Annotated in this window: 16 protein-coding genes; 8 read left to right on the top strand and 8 right to left on the bottom strand. The window is 47.8% G+C overall.

Annotation, left to right across the window (positions count from 1 at the left end):
• Positions 1 to 45: 45 nt before the first annotated feature.
• From xylE to HMPREF0999_RS02335, 4 genes are all read right to left on the bottom strand, one after another.
• A complete protein-coding gene (xylE, locus tag HMPREF0999_RS02350; protein ID WP_009275086.1) occupies positions 46 to 1,593 on the bottom strand; it encodes a D-xylose transporter XylE in 1,548 nt (515 codons plus the stop codon).
• Between the two features lie 96 nt (positions 1,594 to 1,689).
• Entirely contained in the window at positions 1,690 to 3,018 is a 1,329-nt protein-coding gene (xylA, locus tag HMPREF0999_RS02345; protein ID WP_009275085.1) for a xylose isomerase, read from the bottom strand.
• A 35-nt stretch (positions 3,019 to 3,053) separates the two neighbouring features.
• Entirely contained in the window at positions 3,054 to 4,538 is a 1,485-nt protein-coding gene (locus HMPREF0999_RS02340; RefSeq protein ID WP_009275084.1) for a xylulokinase, read from the bottom strand.
• A 12-nt stretch (positions 4,539 to 4,550) separates the two neighbouring features.
• Positions 4,551 to 5,291: an NUDIX hydrolase gene (locus tag HMPREF0999_RS02335; protein WP_005862814.1), complete on the bottom strand. Its 741-nt coding sequence runs from the start codon at positions 5,289 to 5,291 to the stop codon at positions 4,551 to 4,553.
• 240 nt (positions 5,292 to 5,531) lie between these two features.
• On the opposite strand from HMPREF0999_RS02335, the gene HMPREF0999_RS02330 reads away from it, so the two are divergent.
• Positions 5,532 to 7,352, top strand: a complete 1,821-nt coding sequence (locus HMPREF0999_RS02330) for a TrkH family potassium uptake protein (RefSeq protein WP_009275083.1) — start codon at positions 5,532 to 5,534, stop codon at positions 7,350 to 7,352.
• Positions 7,353 to 7,364: 12 nt separating this feature from the next.
• Positions 7,365 to 8,051: a potassium channel family protein gene (locus HMPREF0999_RS02325; protein ID WP_009275082.1), complete on the top strand. Its 687-nt coding sequence runs from the start codon at positions 7,365 to 7,367 to the stop codon at positions 8,049 to 8,051.
• A gap of 69 nt (positions 8,052 to 8,120) precedes the next feature.
• On the opposite strand, the gene HMPREF0999_RS02320 is transcribed toward HMPREF0999_RS02325, so the two are convergent.
• Complete coding sequence (locus tag HMPREF0999_RS02320) at positions 8,121 to 9,002, bottom strand: aldose 1-epimerase family protein (protein ID WP_005857465.1); 882 nt, start codon at positions 9,000 to 9,002, stop codon at positions 8,121 to 8,123.
• Between the two features lie 3 nt (positions 9,003 to 9,005).
• The gene (locus HMPREF0999_RS02315; RefSeq protein WP_009275081.1) at positions 9,006 to 9,785 is read right to left on the bottom strand and encodes a hypothetical protein; all 780 of its coding nucleotides are present in this window, start codon (positions 9,783 to 9,785) and stop codon (positions 9,006 to 9,008) included.
• Between the two features lie 236 nt (positions 9,786 to 10,021).
• Between HMPREF0999_RS02315 and HMPREF0999_RS02310 the strand changes: the two genes are divergently transcribed.
• From HMPREF0999_RS02310 to HMPREF0999_RS02295, 4 genes are read left to right on the top strand one after another with little or no spacing between them, the layout of a single operon-like run.
• A complete protein-coding gene (locus HMPREF0999_RS02310) occupies positions 10,022 to 10,954 on the top strand; it encodes a DUF362 domain-containing protein (protein ID WP_005857469.1) in 933 nt (310 codons plus the stop codon).
• Positions 10,955 to 10,960: 6 nt separating this feature from the next.
• Positions 10,961 to 12,559, top strand: a complete 1,599-nt coding sequence (locus HMPREF0999_RS02305) for a 4Fe-4S dicluster domain-containing protein (RefSeq protein WP_009275080.1) — start codon at positions 10,961 to 10,963, stop codon at positions 12,557 to 12,559.
• Between the two features lie 36 nt (positions 12,560 to 12,595).
• Entirely contained in the window at positions 12,596 to 13,726 is a 1,131-nt protein-coding gene (gene tgt, locus HMPREF0999_RS02300) for a tRNA guanosine(34) transglycosylase Tgt (protein WP_005857473.1), read from the top strand.
• A 12-nt stretch (positions 13,727 to 13,738) separates the two neighbouring features.
• Positions 13,739 to 14,824: an LptF/LptG family permease gene (locus tag HMPREF0999_RS02295; protein ID WP_009275079.1), complete on the top strand. Its 1,086-nt coding sequence runs from the start codon at positions 13,739 to 13,741 to the stop codon at positions 14,822 to 14,824.
• Between the two features lie 91 nt (positions 14,825 to 14,915).
• Here HMPREF0999_RS02295 and HMPREF0999_RS02290 read toward each other — a convergent pair whose 3' ends face one another.
• Entirely contained in the window at positions 14,916 to 15,920 is a 1,005-nt protein-coding gene (locus tag HMPREF0999_RS02290; protein WP_009275078.1) for a DUF4925 domain-containing protein, read from the bottom strand.
• Positions 15,921 to 16,083: 163 nt separating this feature from the next.
• On the opposite strand from HMPREF0999_RS02290, the gene HMPREF0999_RS02285 reads away from it, so the two are divergent.
• Positions 16,084 to 16,473: a putative quinol monooxygenase gene (locus HMPREF0999_RS02285; RefSeq protein WP_009275077.1), complete on the top strand. Its 390-nt coding sequence runs from the start codon at positions 16,084 to 16,086 to the stop codon at positions 16,471 to 16,473.
• Between the two features lie 73 nt (positions 16,474 to 16,546).
• Here HMPREF0999_RS02285 and HMPREF0999_RS02280 read toward each other — a convergent pair whose 3' ends face one another.
• Entirely contained in the window at positions 16,547 to 17,872 is a 1,326-nt protein-coding gene (locus HMPREF0999_RS02280; protein WP_009275076.1) for a PhoH family protein, read from the bottom strand.
• 168 nt (positions 17,873 to 18,040) lie between these two features.
• On the opposite strand from HMPREF0999_RS02280, the gene HMPREF0999_RS02275 reads away from it, so the two are divergent.
• Entirely contained in the window at positions 18,041 to 18,652 is a 612-nt protein-coding gene (locus HMPREF0999_RS02275) for a MarC family protein (protein WP_009275075.1), read from the top strand.
• Positions 18,653 to 18,690: the final 38 nt, after the last annotated feature.

The following is an 18,690-nucleotide window of genomic DNA, read 5'->3' as shown; positions in this document are numbered from 1 at the left end:
TGATCCGTCCTTTTTTACTCATATATTATCTTGTCTCAGGTTTGGTTACCGTTTCCAATAACCTTCCATCTCCTCCAGCGTCTTTCCTTTCGTCTCGGGGACAAATTTCCAGATGAACAACGCCGCCAATATACCCATCACGCCATAGATCCAATAGGCCATACCGTGATTGAACGTATCGGTCAAGTATTGATTCTTATCCAGCATCGGGAAAGTCCATGATACCAAGAAGTTGGCGATCCACTGCCCCGCCACGGCGATACTCATTACTGTGGAGCGGATCGAGTTCGGGAAGATCTCGGCCAGTAACACCCAGCAGACCGGTCCCCACGACATAGCGAATCCCGCCGTATAAACCAGCATGCAGACCAATGATCCCATACCCACCGAACGCGTATAGAAAGTAGTTCCCAAGATCAACATAGATACCGCCATGACGAGCGCCCCGATAATCATCAACGGACGGCGTCCGAACTTATCCACCGTGAAAATAGCCAATACGGTAAACGACAGGTTCACCGCCCCTACCACGATCTGTTGCAAAAGGGCGGCGTCCGTGGCCGCTCCCATCGTCTTGAAGATCTCCGGGGCATAGTAAAGCACCACGTTGATCCCCACGAATTGCTGGAAACCGGAGAGCAACACGCCCACCAAGATGATCAGCACGCCAAACGACCGGATCGGGAACAGCAAGGCGATACAGAAACTAGCCAACAAGGCGATCTCCAACGCATTCGTATTACCTGCCCACGACAACAACCCGTAGCCGGCCAAGAACAGCGCCAGCCAAGTCCCCATAAACCGGAAGTAAGGCTTCATCGACGGAGCTTTCTCCTTGAAACTATTCCGTATATCCTCCAGCTCACGGCCAGCGTCCGCCTGATCCATCAAATGGCTCAAGACGCCCAACGCCTTCTCCGTACGCCCACGCATCACGAGATAACGAGGCGTCTCCGGCACGAACATCAAGAACGAGAGGAACAATACCGCCGGAATAATCTCGGAAGCGAACATCCAACGCCAGCCGATCGTATTCAGCCAAGCGGCATCTCCTTGAAGGGCGATCGTATAATTCACGAAATATACCACCAGCATACCAAAGATAATGGCAAACTGGTTCCATGCCACCAGATTCCCCCGGCGATCGGCCGGAGCCACCTCGGCGATATACATCGGCGATACCATGGAGGCCAGCCCCACGCCGATACCTCCCAGAATACGATAAGCCACGAACGCATACATAAACGTATGATCACCACTTCCGGGCATGCCGATAAACAGCTCCGGCCAAGCCGAGCCGATAGCAGAAAGCAAGAAAAGGATAGCGGCCAGTATCAACGTAGGCTTCCTGCCGTAACGCTGGCTGATCCACCCGGCGAACGAGGCGCCGAGGATACATCCGATCAACGCACTACTCACCACGAACCCCTCCAAGGCGTTGGCTTGATCCAACGGAAGCCCTTGCGGCTCGATGAAGAACTTACGCAAAGACTCCACCGTACCGGAGATCACCGCCGTGTCATACCCAAACAGCAGACCTCCCAAGGTAGCGACCAAGGTAAGAGCGAAAATATAAGTGTTGTTATTTTTCATGGAATAGATTTATTAATTAAAAACTGAGAATTGAGAGCTGAAAACTAGGGCTTACGCACGATAATTTTCAATTCCCAATTCTCGATTTTCAATTATTTAAATATGCAGATTTACAATCATCTCGTATAATTCCTGCTTACCGCTGATCTGTTTCGGCTCGCCGTCACGCAAAGCGATCGTACGAAGATCTTCCAGCGTAAGCTTGCCATCCTCGAATGCCTTGCCCTCACCGGCATCGAAACTAGCGTAACGCTCGGCACGCATCTTGCGGTAATCTGAGTGCTCAAGGATATCGGCGGCGATCATCAAGGCACGGGCGAAAGCGTCCATACCACCGATATGAGCGATGAAGATATCCTCCAAGTCCGTAGAATTACGGCGGGTCTTGGCGTCGAAGTTCGTACCTCCGGTAGTCAAGCCACCTCCCTCAAGGATAACCAGCCAAGCCTGTGCCAGCTCATAGATATCCATCGGGAATTGATCCGTATCCCAACCATTCTGGTAATCGCCACGGTTCGCGTCGATACTGCACAACATGCCGGCGTCGGCGGCGGCTTGCAACTCATGCTCGAATGTATGTCCGGCCAAGGTAGCGTGGTTCACCTCGATATTCAAGGCGAAATCCTTGTCCAATCCATAATGGCGAAGGAAGCCGATCACGGTCTCCGAATCCACGTCATATTGATGTTTCGTCGGTTCCATCGGTTTCGGCTCGATCAGGAACGTACCCTTGAAACCGTTCTTGCGGCCATAATCACGGGCCATCGTCAACATCATGGCTAAATGATCCTTCTCACGTTTCATGTTCGTGTTCAATAGGCTCATATACCCCTCACGGCCGCCCCAGAACACGTAGTTCTCGCCCCCTAAGGCGATACAAGCGTCAATAGCGTTCTTGATCTGCGTGCCGGCGCATGCCACGGTCGGGAAATAAGGGTTCGTAGCGGCACCGTTCATATAACGCTTATTGCTGAAGACGTTCGCGGTAGACCATAGAAGCTTCTTTCCGGTAGCGGCTTGATGCTCCTTGGCATGTTCCACCATCGTCTGCAAACGTTTCTCGAACTCACCCAGCGTAGGAGCCTCGTCCACCACGTCCACGTCGTGGAAGCAATAGTAAGGAATATTACATTTGGTCATAAACTCGAAAGCGGCGTCCATCTTGTACTTCGCACGGGTGATAGCGTCCGTGCTGTCATTCCAAGGGAATGATTTTGTTCCACCACCAAACTGATCACCTCCCTCAGCACATAAGGTATGCCAATAAGCCATAGCGAAGCGTAAATGATCCTTTAGTGTCTTACCCATTACTACCTTATCCGCGTCATAATAATGAAATGCCAACGGATTTTTTGACTCACGTCCCTCAAACTGAATCTGTCCGATTCCCGGGAAAAATTCTTTCTCTCCTTTAAAGTAACTCATAATAATATGTATTAAAAATGTAAATAATTCAGCCGTTAAATAGATTGTTCCAATCGTTCCTTCCAAATCTCGAACGCCCCGCAATAAGCATTCGCCTTGAAACCGTCCGGCTCGATCACGTTGATCTTCTTCAAGGAAGCGAACGCTTCTTCCGCGTTCTTGTAGATACCGGCACCCATACCGGCACCCTTGGCCGCCCCTACCGCACCGTTCGTATCATACAGTTCGATCACCGTACCCGTCACGCCCGCCAAAGCATCCCGGAAGATCGGGCTTAAGAACAAGTTCGCGTTCCCCGCACGGATTACCTGAATATCGATCCCCATCTCATTCATAATATCCATACCGTATTTAAAGGCGAACACGATACCTTCTTGCGCCGCCCTAGCCATATGCGCCTTGGTATGTATGTTGAAGTTCAATCCATGAACCGAGCAATCGATCTGCTTATTCTGCAACATACGCTCCGCCCCGTTTCCGAACGGCAAGATCGAAAGACCATCGCAGCCGATGGGAACCGTAGCCGCCAAATCATTCAACTCATTATAGTTGATGCCTTCCAGCGCTATATTCCGTTTGATCCAAGAATTAAGGATACCGACCCCGTTGATGCACAACAAGACACCCAAGCGGGTCTGCTCCATCGTATGATTCACGTGGGCGAACGTATTCACACGGGAAAGCGTATCGTAATTCACCTTGCCGTTCACGCCATACACCACTCCGGATGTCCCGCCGGTAGCCGCTATCTCGCCCGGATTCAATACATTCAATGATAAAGCGTTATTCGGTTGGTCGCCCGCGCGATAAGTAACCGGCGTGCCTTTCTTCAAGCCCAGCTCGGCGGCGACCGAGGCGGTAACCTCGCCCTGCAAACCGAACGTCGGACGGATATCGGCGATCAGATCCTTACTGAATCCATAATAATTCATCAACTCCTCCGATAAGGCATTATTCTTGAAGTCCCAGAAAATCCCCTCCGACAAACCGGAAACCGTAGTCACGATATCCCCCGTCAGGCGCATAGCGATGAAATCTCCCGGCAACATGATCTTATGGATACGGTCGTAGATATCCGGCTCGTACTCCTTGATCCAAGCCAGCTTGGAAGCGGTAAAATTACCCGGCGAGTTCAATAGGTGGGAAAGGCATCGCTTCTCGCCTATATTCTTAAACGCACGCTCGCCATAAGGAACGGCACGGCTATCGCACCAGATAATAGATGGACGAAGCACCTCCATCTTCTTGTCCACCACCACCAAGCCATGCATCTGGTACGAGATACCGATCGCCTTGATATCCTCGCCTTTCACCTTCGCCTTGCTCATGGCACCTTTCATAGCGATCTTCACGTACGACCACCAATCCTCCGGATTTTGCTCCGCCCACCCCGGGCGCAACGCCTTGATCGGGGCCTCTTCTTTGGGATAAAAATCCGCACCTATTGTTAACCCGGTCTCCTCATCGACAATAGAGACCTTGATGGAAGAACTTCCAATGTCACATCCTAACAGACACATAATCGTATGGTTTTATATCTTATTAAACTTCGAACGTTGTTGATTATATTTCACCTTATCAAACCGATAATACCGTGCGGCACGATGGGCGACCCCGTCTTGCATATCCTCCGTGGGCACCACGTAATCCAAGGAATTCATCTTCTTATGAAAATTGCGCACGTCCATCTCACGGTTATAGATCACCTCGTACGTGCGCCTAAGCTGGAACGCCGTGAACTTCATCGGCATATAGTCGAAAATGATAGCGGGCTCCTTCTCCACCCAATTACGGATCTCCTGTATGGCAGCCTCAATAATCTCTTTATGATCGAATGGCAAGCGAGGAAGATCGTCGATAGGACACCAACGGATCGAGTCGGATTTATCGGCCGGACACGTCTTCCTGCTGTTCTTGCACAAGGCGAGATAAGCGACCGTGATCAACCGTCCGATCTTCACCTTGGAAGTCGCCTCCAGCCACATCACGTCCAACCGGTTCGAGGTACGGGCGGGGGAACCGAAACAACGGAATTGTTTCAATTGGACACGCTTCAAGCCGGTCGAATCATTCAGTATCCGATAGGCGGCGTCATCTAAATCCTCGTTCTCATAGATCAGGCTGCCGGGTAATTTATAGCCGATCAACTCGCCTTCCTCACTTTTCCGCTCCGCCAACAGCACGGTGAGCTTGTCATCATTGATGCCGAGAAGAACGCAGTCTACGGAAACATAGGGGGAAAGCATCTCTCTATTCTCGTTTTGTGTATCCATGATATCAGTAATTAGATTTGCGCAAATATAAGTATTTTTCTAAACAAAGCAATTACAAAAGGTCTTTTTTGCATCTCCTAATTGATTATTTTTCTGATATTTCAGTATCGTACATCATACAATATGCTATACAACACATAATGTAAGTAAAACAATTAGTATGAGAACAAATAATGAAGGCGCTTTCACGTACCTCTAACTTTTATTTCCTACATTTGTTATATTTATAAAACATCGGACATGAATCTAAAAAACATATACTTCTCTTGGCTGATTTATTGGGGTAAAATGAAGGGATTATTGAACGGGATAGCGGAAGCGATTATCCTACTCGCCTCCTTAGCCTCTTTCTTCGTATTGATCTACCAATTCGGCTTTGTACAGACACCCGATTCCGTCCATATCCTAGAGCGCTCCCGCCCATTCATCCTGCTAGCTTTTTTCACGGGCATAACACTCCGGTACGTGGTGAGGTTCCAAGAAATCATACAGGAGAAAATGTTGTATCTCGATATCAGCATCTATTTCCTTTTATTCGCCGTATTATCCAGCAAGATATTTTTCAAGGATGCCATAGCGTACTCTTTGCCTTATTTGTCTTTCCTTACGAAACCTCTCTTCGTATATGTCTTATTATTGCTGCTTAGCACGATTCACTTATCCCGGCAGACGTTCACGCTGATGCAGACACGGATCAAGCCCTCGTTGCTTTTCTTGCTCAGTTTCGTGTTCGTGATATTGGTCGGGGCCGGGTTGCTATCGTTGCCGAACGCCACTACGCACCGGATTCCGTTTATCGACGCTTTGTTTATCTCCACGACCTCGGTATGCGTAACCGGACTAACCACCGTCGACGTAGCCACCAGTTTCACGCATATCGGACATATTATCATCCTGATTTTGATACAGATCGGCGGTATCGGGGTCATGACATTTACCTCTTTCTTCGCCCTCTCCTTTATGGGGAAATCCTCTTTTACGAGCAAGATGATGCTGAAAGATATGCTGAACGAGGATCGGACGGGAGGATTGTTCCGGGTCATCTTAAATATTCTTTTCGTGACCTTGTTTATCGAGGGGATCGGTGCCTATTTTATTTATATGGACGTGCGAGGAAGCCTGCCGGGAGGCACGCAGCAGGAATTATTCTACGCAATGTTTCATGCCGTGTCCGCTTTTTGTAACGCAGGGATCTCTACCTTGAGCGGCAATATGTACGATCCGTTAGTGGCGGATAAGTACAACCTCCATTTCTGGATAGCCATGCTGATTATATTCGGAGGCTTGGGCTTCCCGATCGTCTTCAATTACCTGAAACTCTTGCATCACTTGCTGATGAATGGTATCAAGATATTGATCGGTAAGCAAAAGCATTATATCCATACGCCCCGTATTATTAATGTACATACGTACATTGTTGTTATATCTACCTTGATCCTGTTAATTACCGGAACGGCTTTCTACCTCTTTTTCGAGTATGACAATACCTTGGGCGACCTTCCCCTGCGGGGGAAACTGGCAAATGCGTTCCTAGGCGCCGTCACGCCTAGAACGGCAGGATTCAACGTTGCGGATATGGCTACATTGGCCCCTCCGACCTTAATGCTGACGTTGATTCTTATGGTAATCGGAGCCGCCCCTATGTCCACCGGCGGCGGATTGAAAGTGACCACCGTTTTCGTAGCTTTGGTTACGACCCTGAACGCCGCACGCGAGAAAGATAAAGTGGAAGTGAGAAAACGGGAGATCGCCCCATTCGCCATCCGCCGGGCATTCGCTATCATCATGATGTATTTCATGTGGGTGGCGATCGCTACGTGGGTATTATCCTATACGGAAAAAGGGGCGCCGCTGTTCTCCCTATTGTTCGAGGTTGTTTCCGCCTTGAGTACCGTAGGCTTGAGCATCGATTATACCCCTCACCTCACCCCTATCGGGAAAATCATCATTATCAGCACGATGCTGGTCGGGCGTATCGGGGTATTGGCCTTCCTCGTAAGTTTCTGCAAGGAATACACGAAAAAGGACTATACATATCCACAAGAAAATATATTAATGTAAAAATAAGATAGCATGAAATATTTAGTAATCGGATTAGGGAATTTAGGACGTGCGATAGCGAAAGACTTGACACGTGTCGGCAATGAGGTGATCGGCGTAGACATGGATCTGCATCGTGTCGATATGCTGAAGAACGACATAGCGGGGGCGGTCGCCTTGGACTCTACGGACAAAGAGGCATTGAGCACCCTGCCATTGAGTGAAATGGATGCCATTATCGTAACATTCGGTAAGGATTTCGGGACTTCCGTTCAGACCGTCGCTTTATTGAAAAGTCTGGATGCGGGCAAACTGATCGTGCGGGCGATCTCCTCGATCCATGAGACGGTGATCCGTGCGATCGGGGTAAGCGAGATTATTACCCCGGAAAAGGATTTCTCTACGATGTACACCTCCCAAGCGTCTTTAGGCGGCCTGTTCCGGCATTGGTATAAAGTAACCGACACTGAACATCTCTATAAGATCAAGACACCGGCCACTCTTGTCGGGCAAACCATCAAGAACATCGATTTCGAGGAGAATTTCGGCATCCATCTGGTAGCGATCGAACGTCCTTACGAGAAAAAGAACCTGATCGGGCTCACACAGACAGAATACAAGGTTATCAGCCGTATCACCGAGGAATTGATGATCGAGGCGGATGATCTGCTGATCTTATTCGGGAAGATGGAGCTATTGAATAAAATAGCCAACATCTAAAACAAAACATAGGCAGACGATCACGATATAATCAGCGTCGTCTGCCTACGGCAAATATCAACGAAGCGATCAAGCCCCCGCTATCTCTATCGTATAGGAGGCATCGAAGAGCTCTCCCGGTTCCAAATGCCATACCCAATCCCGGTCTTTATACTCACCCGTATAATCCACCCGGTCGCAACGTCCATACCAAGGTTCGATACAGACAAACGGAGCGTTTCTCGTAGGCGGAGACCATAAACCGACCACCGGAGCCGTAAAGGTGAGCGAAAGGTACGGGCGTTTCTCCACATCCAATAAGTCCACCCGCTTAATCTGGCTGTCCTCCAAGATAAACGTATCGATATCGAACGTATGGATATTCAACGGCAGCAAGCCGTCCGCATCCAAAGGTACCGGACGAACCACATCCCCTACGCACCCTTTCTCCACCAGCGCACGGTATACGAGATCTTTTTTCACATCGAAAGCGAAATACCCTCGATCCGGTTGATCCACCTCATAATTCGGGTACAGGAAAGCCGGATGAGCGCCGATCTGGAAATGCATCGTCTTATCTCCCGTATTCTTCACACGCCAAAGCACCTCCACCTTATTGCCCTCCAAACGATACCCGATCTCCAGAAGGAAAGGGAACGGATAGGCTCTCAGCGTGTCCGGGGTACTTTCCAGCGCGAAACGCAACTCGTTCTCCGCCTCATCAATCAACGTAAAATCCATATCCCGCGCAAAGCCGTGCTGCGACAGCGGATACACGGTTCCCTCGTTCCGATACTCGGCCTTCCATACGCTCCCGACGATCGGGAACAATACCGGGGAATGACGTTTCCAGAAAGCGGGGTCCGCTTGCCAGAGATACTCCTTTCCCGTAGCGTTCGCTACGATACTACTCAACTCCGCTCCATGTTCGGAGACACGGATCGTTAGTTCTTGATTTGATACTGTCTTCATTCCTTATGATAAGTTTAGTAATTGTTCGGCGGGAAGTCCCTTGCTTTTCAAGAAACCGTTCAAAGTCCCGAATAATAAGGGCTGTCGCCGGAAATCTTCCAGATAAACCCGTTTCAGGCAGTCTACCGGCATCGATATCGGAACGTATGGGATCAAGTTTCCATGCTCATAACGATAGAGCACCTCATCCGTAGCTTGCAGCGAGGCCAACCGCCATTCCTTATCCCCCACCGAGGAAGGCTGTTTCACCTCCAGACAGGCGTTACACAGCATCGAGAAAAAGCGGGAATCAGGCGTAAAGCCCGTGTGCTCCTCATCAAAAAAGAAGGTATCGTATTCCTTTTCCAATTGTGCCGTAAAATGGTTCAAGATAGGCTCCTTCTCATACTTGCAGGACAACAGGGAATAATTCTCGAACAGGCAAAGCTCGCCCAACGACTGATAGTCCAGCTCAAGGACCAGAGAAGGCTCGGCAGACTGGGCCGGCTCACCGGGTTCCTCATACAAAGGGATCACGTACATGCCTATCTCCGGCCCCACCAGCATCCGGCTGTCCTGTCTGAAAAAGGGCATCGCCTTCTTGCTCTTTTCCACAGGTATCCCTTTGCGTTCCTCATACAAGCCGATAGACTCCCTAAGCAAGGAAAGCCCATACTCGATCTCCTCCTGCGGCACGATATGCATCAACCCCTTCGCCGGAAGCGTGAAAAAGGAATCAGGCCCCGAGGTATTCCGAAAGCTTTCGACAAAAGCGTTCAATGATACTCTACAATATAAAACCATACAATCTGTTTTTTGCCTCGCAAGGTAGAAAAATATTATCAGAACCGATATGCCTTCCGACAAGAATTTATCTTATTACGCAAGATCACTGCAACCCGGGTTGCAGTAAAAAGCAGTTCTACTTTGTAAAAGGAGTTGACTCGCATATCAAAATAATCATTATCTTTGTTCGGAATAACAAGCGAATAAAAAAGACCGTACCGTAAATCAAATATAAACCAATATAGTATACAATTATGAAACGTCGTGATTTTTTAAAGACCAGTGTCATCGCTAGTGCGGCTCTATCCTTAAATTTTGAAGGTCTGCAAGCGGCCCTTTCCACGAACACCGTAGCCGTAGAGAAGGCTCCCGATATGGTAGCAGTTATGGGTGGAGAGCCGGAGGTGATGCTAGATAAAGCCTTGGAAGCCCTTGGCGGTATCGGAAACTTCGTGAAGAAAGGACAAAAGATCGTGATCAAGCCGAATATCGGCTGGGACCGCTCTCCTGAATTGGCAGGTAATACGAACCCCAAATTAGTGAAAGCCTTGGTCAAAAAATGCTTGGAGGCCGGCGCCTCTAAAGTGACCGTATTCGACCACACCTGCGATAACTGGCAGAAATGCTACGAGACAAGCGGGATCGCCGAGGCCGTAAAAGAGGCCGGAGGTATCATCATGCCTGCCAACGATGAGAAATATTTTAAGGAAGTATCCATTCCGGGTGGCGTGAACCTGAAAAGCGCCAAGATCCATGAGGCCCTGATCGAGGCGGACGCATGGATCAACGTCCCCGTATTGAAGAACCATGGTGGGGCGAAGATGACTTGCGCCATGAAGAACTATATGGGAATCGTATGGGATCGCCGTTTCTTCCATCAAAATGATTTGCAACAATGCATCGCCGATATTTGCACTTGGCAAAAGAAACCGGTATTGAACATCGTGGACGCTTATCGTATCATGCACCAAAACGGCCCACAAGGAAAGAGCGCTGCCGATGTGGCTACCTTGAAATCCTTGATCGCTTCCCCGAATATCGTCGCTATCGACACCGCTGCCCTTCGCCTGTTCAACCAAGTGAAGAAGCTGGATATGGCCGCCGTAGGTCATATCGGTAAAGGCGAGGCTTTAAAGCTAGGTACGACGAATCTGGATAATGTCACGATCAAACGTATTAAGATATAATCGAGGATGAAGAAGCCTAATTACTTAAAAGGATTGCGGGTCGTACTCGCGATCCTCATTTTCGTACCCATACTTTTATTCTTCGTTGATTTCGCCGATGTATTGCCGGACAACCTGCACACGTTGTTGCATCTCCAGATCATACCCGCTATTTTAGGGGGGATGGCGGGGTTGGTAGTCTTCCAATTCGTATTGGCTTTATTGTTCGGCCGGATCTATTGCTCGGTTATTTGCCCGGCGGGCGTATTGCAAGATATTATCAACCGGGTTTTCTGTATCGGGAAGAAGAAAAAGAAAGGAGTACGCAGGTTCAGCTATCATAAGCCCATGAATATCTTACGGTACTCAATTCTCGGGCTTACATTCGTATTGGCTGTTTTCGGGATGATCGAATTATGTACGTTGCTAGATCCGTACAGTAACTTCGGCCGTATAGCGAACAACCTGTTCCGTCCGGTCGTCATGTGGGTCAATAACCTGCTGGCCGACGGATTGGCACGGATGGATAACTATACGCTTTATCACGTCACGATTAGCAACGTGACGGTATTCGGCGTGATATCCGCTTTGGTCGCGTTGCTCGTATTCATCCTCATGGTCGTATTCCGGGGAAGGTTGTTCTGCAATACGCTTTGCCCGGTAGGAACGCTGTTGAGCCTGATCTCCCGGTATTCGTTTTTCCGGATCTCCTTTGACAAAGAAGCTTGTACGCATTGTGGTAATTGCGAGCATACTTGTAAGGCGGAGGCGATCGACAGCAAGAACCTCACCGTAGATACCTCCCGTTGCGTAGATTGCTTCAACTGCGTGTCCTCGTGCGCTAAAGGAGGATTGCAATACCGTTTCAAGCCTTCCTTCAAGAAAGAAGCCGAAACAGCTCGCGCACAAACGGACGTGATCCAACAGGCTACCGCTCCGAACAGCCGCCGTACATTTCTCTCGGCAGGGGCTACCGTCGCGGTCTCCCTCCCGATCGTATCCACCATTGCCCAAGGAATGGAAAAAGGGCATGGCAAAGGGCAGCACGGGCAAGGTAAGCACGGCAATAAATGGCCCCCTATCGTACCGCCGGGAGCGATCAGCTTAGAACGTTTCAAGGATGTATGTACCGGATGCCAGATTTGCGTGACTCAATGCCCGAGTCATGTACTACGTCCCACGGGATTGGAGTATGGCATTGATTATATGTTGAAACCCCGTATCGCTTACATCGACAGTTATTGCAATTACGAATGCACGGTCTGCTCGGAGGTTTGCCCCACGCACGCTATAAAGCCGCTTACCAAGGAAGAGAAAGCGACTACACAAGTGGGCATCGCCACCTTCTTCATCAACCGTTGTATCGTAAAGACGGAGGGGACGGATTGCGGGGCTTGTTCGGAGCACTGCCCTACCCAAGCCGTGCATATGGTTCCTTACGAGGGCACGCTGACCATCCCGCAAGTAAACCCCGATCTTTGCATCGGTTGTGGCGGCTGCGAATCGATCTGTCCCGTACGCCCGATGAGAGCGATCATCATCAAGGCGAACGAAGTACACAAGTTCGTGGAGAAGCCTAAAGAGGAAGAGGTGAAAAAGGTAGAAATAGATGACTTCGGATTCTAAGAGAAAAATGCTACCTTTGTCACAAATTTTTGATACATGACATTTGAATTACAGTATAACGATACGAAATCGAACGCTAGGGCGGGCTTGATTACCACCGATCACGGGGTAATCGAGACGCCTATTTTTATGCCCGTGGGTACGCAAGGTACGGTAAAGGGTGTACATATGACCGAGCTAAAGGAAGATACCAAGGCACAAATCATTTTGGGGAATACGTACCATCTGTATCTTCGTCCCGGTATCCAGATCTTGGAGCAGGCCGGAGGCTTGCATAAGTTTAATACATGGGATCGCCCGATATTGACCGATAGCGGGGGGTTTCAGGTATTCTCTCTTTCCGACAATCGTAAGCTGCATGAAGAGGGAGCCGAGTTCCGCTCGCATCTCGACGGCTCCAAGCATATGTTCACGCCGGAGAAGGTGATGGATATCGAACGCTCTATCGGTGCGGATATCATCATGGCCTTCGATGAGTGTTGCCCGGGAGATGCCGACTACAATTACGCCAAGCAATCACTGGGCCTGACCGAGCGTTGGCTGGATCGTTGTTTCGCCCGCTTCAACAGCACGGAGCCGAAATACGGCTACCGGCAAAGTCTCTTCCCGATCGTACAGGGATGCGTCTATACGGACTTGCGGCAGAGGGCGGCGGAGAACGTGGCCCGAAAAGGCGCCGATGGAAACGCTATCGGGGGACTGGCCGTTGGCGAGCCTACCGATAAGATGTATGAGATGATCGAGGTCGTAAACGATATCTTACCGAAAGATAAACCTCGTTACTTGATGGGCGTAGGTACCCCGATCAATTTACTGGAAGGGATCGAACGAGGCATCGATATGTTCGACTGTATCATGCCAACCCGCAACGGGCGCAACGGCCAACTTTTCACGCGTTTCGGTACTATCAATATGCGTAACAAGAAATGGGAGAACGATTTCTCGCCGGTCGATCCGGACGGACATTCCTACGTGGATACCTTATATAGCAAGGCTTATCTGCACCACTTGATCAAGGCGAAAGAAATGCTTGGCTTACAGATCGCTTCTATCCATAACCTCGCCTTCTACCTATGGTTGGTGAAAGAAGCGAGGGCACATATCATCGCTGGCGATTTTACTACATGGAAAAGTGGTATGGTCCGTCAATTAGCGAACCGGTTATAAAAAACGAGACAGATGAAATTTAAACTAAAACGGATCGATTGGTATATCATCAAGCAGTTTCTGGGCACGTACGTGTTCGCTATCGCCTTGATTATCTCTATCTCCGTCGTTTTCGATATAAACGAGAAGATCGATAAGTTCTTGAATCCGGATGTCCCCTTAAAAGCGATCATCGTGGATTATTACTTGAACTTTATCCCCTATTTCGCCAATTTGTTCAGTCCGTTGTTCACATTTATCGCCGTGATCTTTTTCACGTCGAAGCTAGCGGATCGTTCGGAGATCATAGCGATGCTTGCCAGCGGTATGAGTTTCCGTAGGTTAATGCTTCCTTATGCGGTCTCGGCTACGATTATCGCTATCGTGACGTTTATCCTGAACGCTTACATCATTCCCCCGGCGAATGAGACTCGTATCGATTTCCAGAACAAATATATCCGTAACAAGAAGGTGGATTACGTGAAGAACGCCCAATTGGAGATCGAGCCGGGTGTTATCGCTTATTTCGATAGCTATGACGCTCGCTCGAACATGGGATACCGTTTCTCTCTGGAGCATTTCGAGGATAAAAAATTGATCTCCCGTCTGACCGCCAAGTCGATCAAATACGACTCGCTTTATCAATGGACCGTTATCGATTATATGATCCGTGATTTTGATGGCATGCGGGAACATATCACCGAAGGCTCCCGTAAGGATACGACCTTGACCATCGTGCCCTCGGACTTCCTGATTTCCGTAAATGATTGCGAGACGATGACAACGCCCGAGCTGAATACGTATATCAACCGGCAGAAAAAAAGAGGTATCGGGAATATACAGACCTTCCAGATCGAGTATCATAAGCGCTTCGCCACGATCATGGCGGCGTTTATCTTGACTTCTATCGGAGCGTCGTTGTCTTCCCGGAAAATAAAGGGAGGTATGGGTATGAATATTGGTATCGGATTGGCGTTGAGTTTTTCTTACATCCTGTTTATGACGGTCACTTCCACCTTCGCTATTAATGGTTATGTGAGTCCTGCCGTAGCAGCTTGGATACCGAATATAGTTTATACATTTATAGCGATATTCTTATATCAGAAAGCACCAAGGTAATTGATTAACTCCTATATTGGTATAACTCTGCCAAATTTCATCCAGTTGTAGAGACGGGGTGTACTCCGTCTCTACAACCTAGGATTTTCAATTATTTCGTGAAATTAAGTCCAAACTCTAACGTTTTTGCGTTCGGAAGTAGTTGCAATACCATATCTACCATTTGCTGAGAATTCTCCGGAACCATCGGTTTCAAGATAGGAGCTATCATGGTCAAAACCGGTACGATTAAATCCTTATCCGCATAAAAAGTAGCCTCACTTCCATCCACCTTCATGTTAAGAGGTAGACCATAATAACCTCCTAAATCAACCAAAAGCTTCATGATCTCGTCAATAGAGATACCAGCGGCCTCCAATTTGTCACCAGCAGCCTGTTGTAATAAAGTAGTCAAGACTGTCACATAATTTTTATCCACAGTCACCATAAATTTCCCGTCTACCACACAATATTGGATACTTGCCATTTTTGTGATCTCACCGATTCCTTTATCCTCAGAAGCCCCTATAGGTCTCCAAGAAACATCGAAGATTCCATCTTCCGGTAAGTTAACATTTACAGCGCTTACTTTGCCCCAAATCAAGTTACCGATAGCAGGTTTTATCATAGGCACGAGATTATCGATAGTAGAATTCCCGGTAACTATATTCGCATAAATAGCTCCCGCACCCGCTTTCAAGCTCCAATTACCTATGATAGAAGAAGTTAATTTACGAGTATAAACAACAGAAGCTACGCCCCCTTTCACCGTACCATTTACTGATACCACGCAATCGCCAACCGTACTCTCGCCGGTAAACGTATAAGTGCCGTCCGCTTCCTTCAATGCGGCATCGATAACGACCGACTTATTTTCGGGGATGATATTGTTCAAGGTTACGGATACCTTCTCCGCAGAAGAAGCGGCAATCACGACCGATTTACCGTCAACAGGGATTGTCACTTCTCCCATTACCAGATTTACGCTCTTACCCTCGTACGTTTTCGACAGATCTTGCCAGTTACCGGAAGAACTTGAATCGTCATCATCACCACATGCCGTAAAAAAACCCATCGTGCAAATCACGGCAAATACATACAACAAACTCTTTCTCATGACTCTTGTTTTAAATTTAACATAAATAGCTATTAATATTATCACAAATATATCCATTCCAACTTCCACTAACAACAATAATTTAATATCAGATGTTCGATTCCTGTGTTTAGATCAAAAATTCACTACTTTTGTCGTACCAAATACTTAAAAACAATCTATCATGAAGAAAGTGTTTATCTCAATGACCTGCGTATTAATCGCTCTATCCGGTTGCACGAATGGAGGAAGCAATAAAGAATCCATGGAAGTCGTACTGAATATCAAACGGAAAGTAAAACCCGAATGTGTCTCCGCCTTAAAGGAATCATTCTTGAAATGCAAGGAAAGCACGTTGCTAGAACCGGGATGTATCGACTACGGCATGTACCAATCCCTCACCGATAGCACCGAATTCTTTATCGCCGAGACTTGGAAAAACGACGGGGAATTACAAAAGCACGGCGAAACCGCCCATCTTAAACAACATCTGAATGAGATCAAAGATATGGGAGACCCTTCCTATAAAGGTAGTTTCCGGAAGATTTATGTCTGCCCGAGCGTAAACGATTAATCGTTAAGAATTGAAGATTAAAAATCAAGCTTCACATAAGCGTTTATTTTCAATCTTCAATTCCCTATATTAATTACAAAAGATCTGACGCTAACTCAGATAACTCGCTTCGCTCGCCTTTTATCAAGTTGATATGGGCGAACAAGTCCTGTCCTTTCATCTTGTCGATCATATAGGCCAAGCCATTACTTTGGGCGTCTAGATACGGGGAGTCAATCTGTTGGATATCTCCCGTGAAGACCATCTTCGTTCCCTCTCCCGCACGGGTGATAATCGTCTTGATCTCATGCGGCGTGAGGTTCTGGGCCTCATCGATGATACAATAAGTCTCGGACAGGCTACGCCCCCGGATAAAAGCCAACGCCTCGATCACCAACTGGTTGTTCTTCTGCATATCGTCGATCTTACGGACATCGGGATTACCCGGGGCAAACTGAGTCTTGATCACGTTCAGGTTATCGAATAGAGGTTGCATATAAGGAGCGACCTTTTGCTTCTCGTCACCCGGAAGGAAACCGAGATCCTTATTCGCCAAAGCGACGATCGGACGGGCCAAAAGTATCTGTTTATACGTGCCGGCTTGTTTCAAGGCAGAGGCCAACGCCAACAACGTCTTTCCGGTACCGGCCTTTCCGGTCAGCCCCACTAGCTTGATATTCGGATCGTTCAACACCTCGAAAGCGAAACTCTGCTCGGCATTACGGGGCTGGATACCAAAGTTCGTGCCTTTATCCACCTTCTTGATCTTATCCGTAAACGGATTGTAGCGAGCCAATACACTATTACGTACGCTTTTCAAGATAAAGCATTCGTTCGGGTCGAGCTTAGACTTGATATCCAACGAATCTGCGTCTACGCCTTCCGGAGAGCTGTATATCTTATCGATCAAATCGGGGTCTATATTCTCATAGGTCTCTTGCGCACGCTCGAAAATATCTACATTCACGACCTTATCCGTAATATAATCCTCTACGGGAATACCTAAAGAACGAGCTTTCATACGAAGATTCACGTCCTTACTGACCAAGGTTGTCTTGATCTTCGGATTCTTCTCGGCAATCGTCAACGTACAAGACAAGATACGATGATCCGGTGTTTTCTCCGGAAAAGAAAGAGCTATTTTCTCTTGGTATTTATCACCGGTCACGATATAGAGGGTTCCCTTGCCCGGTCCTAGTGAGGCGCCTTTCAAGAACAGGTCATTGCTGGTCAATAAGTCTAGTTCCCGAACAAACTCACGGGCATTATAATTGATCTGCTCACTCCCCTTCTTGAACTTGTCCAACTCTTCTAATACCACGATGGGTAGATAGATATCATTTTCCTGAAAGTTCTCGATGCACTTATAGTCATGTAATATGACATTCGTGTCCAACACAAAATTCTTCTTTGCTCCCATGGCCTTTCGATTTAATGATTATTGCTTCTAATATAAGAACAATTCTGACACGTTGATAGTTCAGGCCAGCTAAAATTAGTTACACACACCAATAATTTCGTCATATTGACCAATTCAAGGAAAAATATGTATCTTTACGAGGATTAAAAAATAGAGGAGGGTAACGTCATGTTCACAAATTTCAATTTCCAACAAATACTTAGCGCATTCATCGTATTATTCGCTGTTATCGATATAATCGGAGCTATTCCCATCATCATAGACCTAAAGGATAAAGGCAAGGATGTCAATGCGTTGAAGGCAACCTTAATCTCCTTTCTATTGTTATTAGGGTTCTTCTACGCCGGGGATATATTACTCAGGCTTTTCCATGTGGACATCGAGTCGTTTGCCGTGGCCGGCGCTTTTGTGATCTTCCTCCTATCTTTAGAGATGATTCTCGACATAGAGATTTTCAAGAATCAAGGGCCAATCAAGGAGGCTACGTTGGTGCCGCTGGTATTCCCGTTGCTAGCCGGAGCAGGATCGTTCACCACTTTGTTGTCGCTCCGTGCGGAATATGCCAGCATGAATATTATCGTAGCCTTGGTACTGAATATGCTATGGGTCTACTTTGTTGTCCGCATGACACGCAAGGTAGAGAAAGTCTTGGGGAAAGGCGGCATATACCTGATCCGTAAATTCTTCGGTATCATCCTGCTGGCGATCTCCGTCAAGCTATTCATGAGCAATATCACCCTGCTAATGGAACAGATAGAAGCGAGTACGAAAGCAATATAGGATTTCCTTTAGAAGAGCATCCAGTTTCATCCTATTGA

The sequence above is a fragment of the Parabacteroides sp. D25 genome, assembly GCF_000307475.1.
GTDB lineage: Bacteria > Bacteroidota > Bacteroidia > Bacteroidales > Tannerellaceae > Parabacteroides > Parabacteroides distasonis.
The sequence above is the reverse complement of the archived record's forward strand: the minus strand, read 5'-3'. Positions and strand labels throughout refer to the sequence as shown.

Coding starts and splice junctions, on each gene's coding strand:
- xylE (WP_009275086.1), bottom strand. CDS start 1,593: ATGAAAAATAACAACACTTATATTTTCGCTCTTACCTTGGTCGCTACC.
- xylA (WP_009275085.1), bottom strand. CDS start 3,018: ATGAGTTACTTTAAAGGAGAGAAAGAATTTTTCCCGGGAATCGGACAG.
- HMPREF0999_RS02340 (WP_009275084.1), bottom strand. CDS start 4,538: ATGTGTCTGTTAGGATGTGACATTGGAAGTTCTTCCATCAAGGTCTCT.
- HMPREF0999_RS02335 (WP_005862814.1), bottom strand. CDS start 5,291: ATGGATACACAAAACGAGAATAGAGAGATGCTTTCCCCCTATGTTTCC.
- HMPREF0999_RS02330 (WP_009275083.1), top strand. CDS start 5,532: ATGAATCTAAAAAACATATACTTCTCTTGGCTGATTTATTGGGGTAAA.
- HMPREF0999_RS02325 (WP_009275082.1), top strand. CDS start 7,365: ATGAAATATTTAGTAATCGGATTAGGGAATTTAGGACGTGCGATAGCG.
- HMPREF0999_RS02320 (WP_005857465.1), bottom strand. CDS start 9,002: ATGAAGACAGTATCAAATCAAGAACTAACGATCCGTGTCTCCGAACAT.
- HMPREF0999_RS02315 (WP_009275081.1), bottom strand. CDS start 9,785: ATGGTTTTATATTGTAGAGTATCATTGAACGCTTTTGTCGAAAGCTTT.
- HMPREF0999_RS02310 (WP_005857469.1), top strand. CDS start 10,022: ATGAAACGTCGTGATTTTTTAAAGACCAGTGTCATCGCTAGTGCGGCT.
- HMPREF0999_RS02305 (WP_009275080.1), top strand. CDS start 10,961: ATGAAGAAGCCTAATTACTTAAAAGGATTGCGGGTCGTACTCGCGATC.
- tgt (WP_005857473.1), top strand. CDS start 12,596: ATGACATTTGAATTACAGTATAACGATACGAAATCGAACGCTAGGGCG.
- HMPREF0999_RS02295 (WP_009275079.1), top strand. CDS start 13,739: ATGAAATTTAAACTAAAACGGATCGATTGGTATATCATCAAGCAGTTT.
- HMPREF0999_RS02290 (WP_009275078.1), bottom strand. CDS start 15,920: ATGAGAAAGAGTTTGTTGTATGTATTTGCCGTGATTTGCACGATGGGT.
- HMPREF0999_RS02285 (WP_009275077.1), top strand. CDS start 16,084: ATGAAGAAAGTGTTTATCTCAATGACCTGCGTATTAATCGCTCTATCC.
- HMPREF0999_RS02280 (WP_009275076.1), bottom strand. CDS start 17,872: ATGGGAGCAAAGAAGAATTTTGTGTTGGACACGAATGTCATATTACAT.
- HMPREF0999_RS02275 (WP_009275075.1), top strand. CDS start 18,041: ATGTTCACAAATTTCAATTTCCAACAAATACTTAGCGCATTCATCGTA.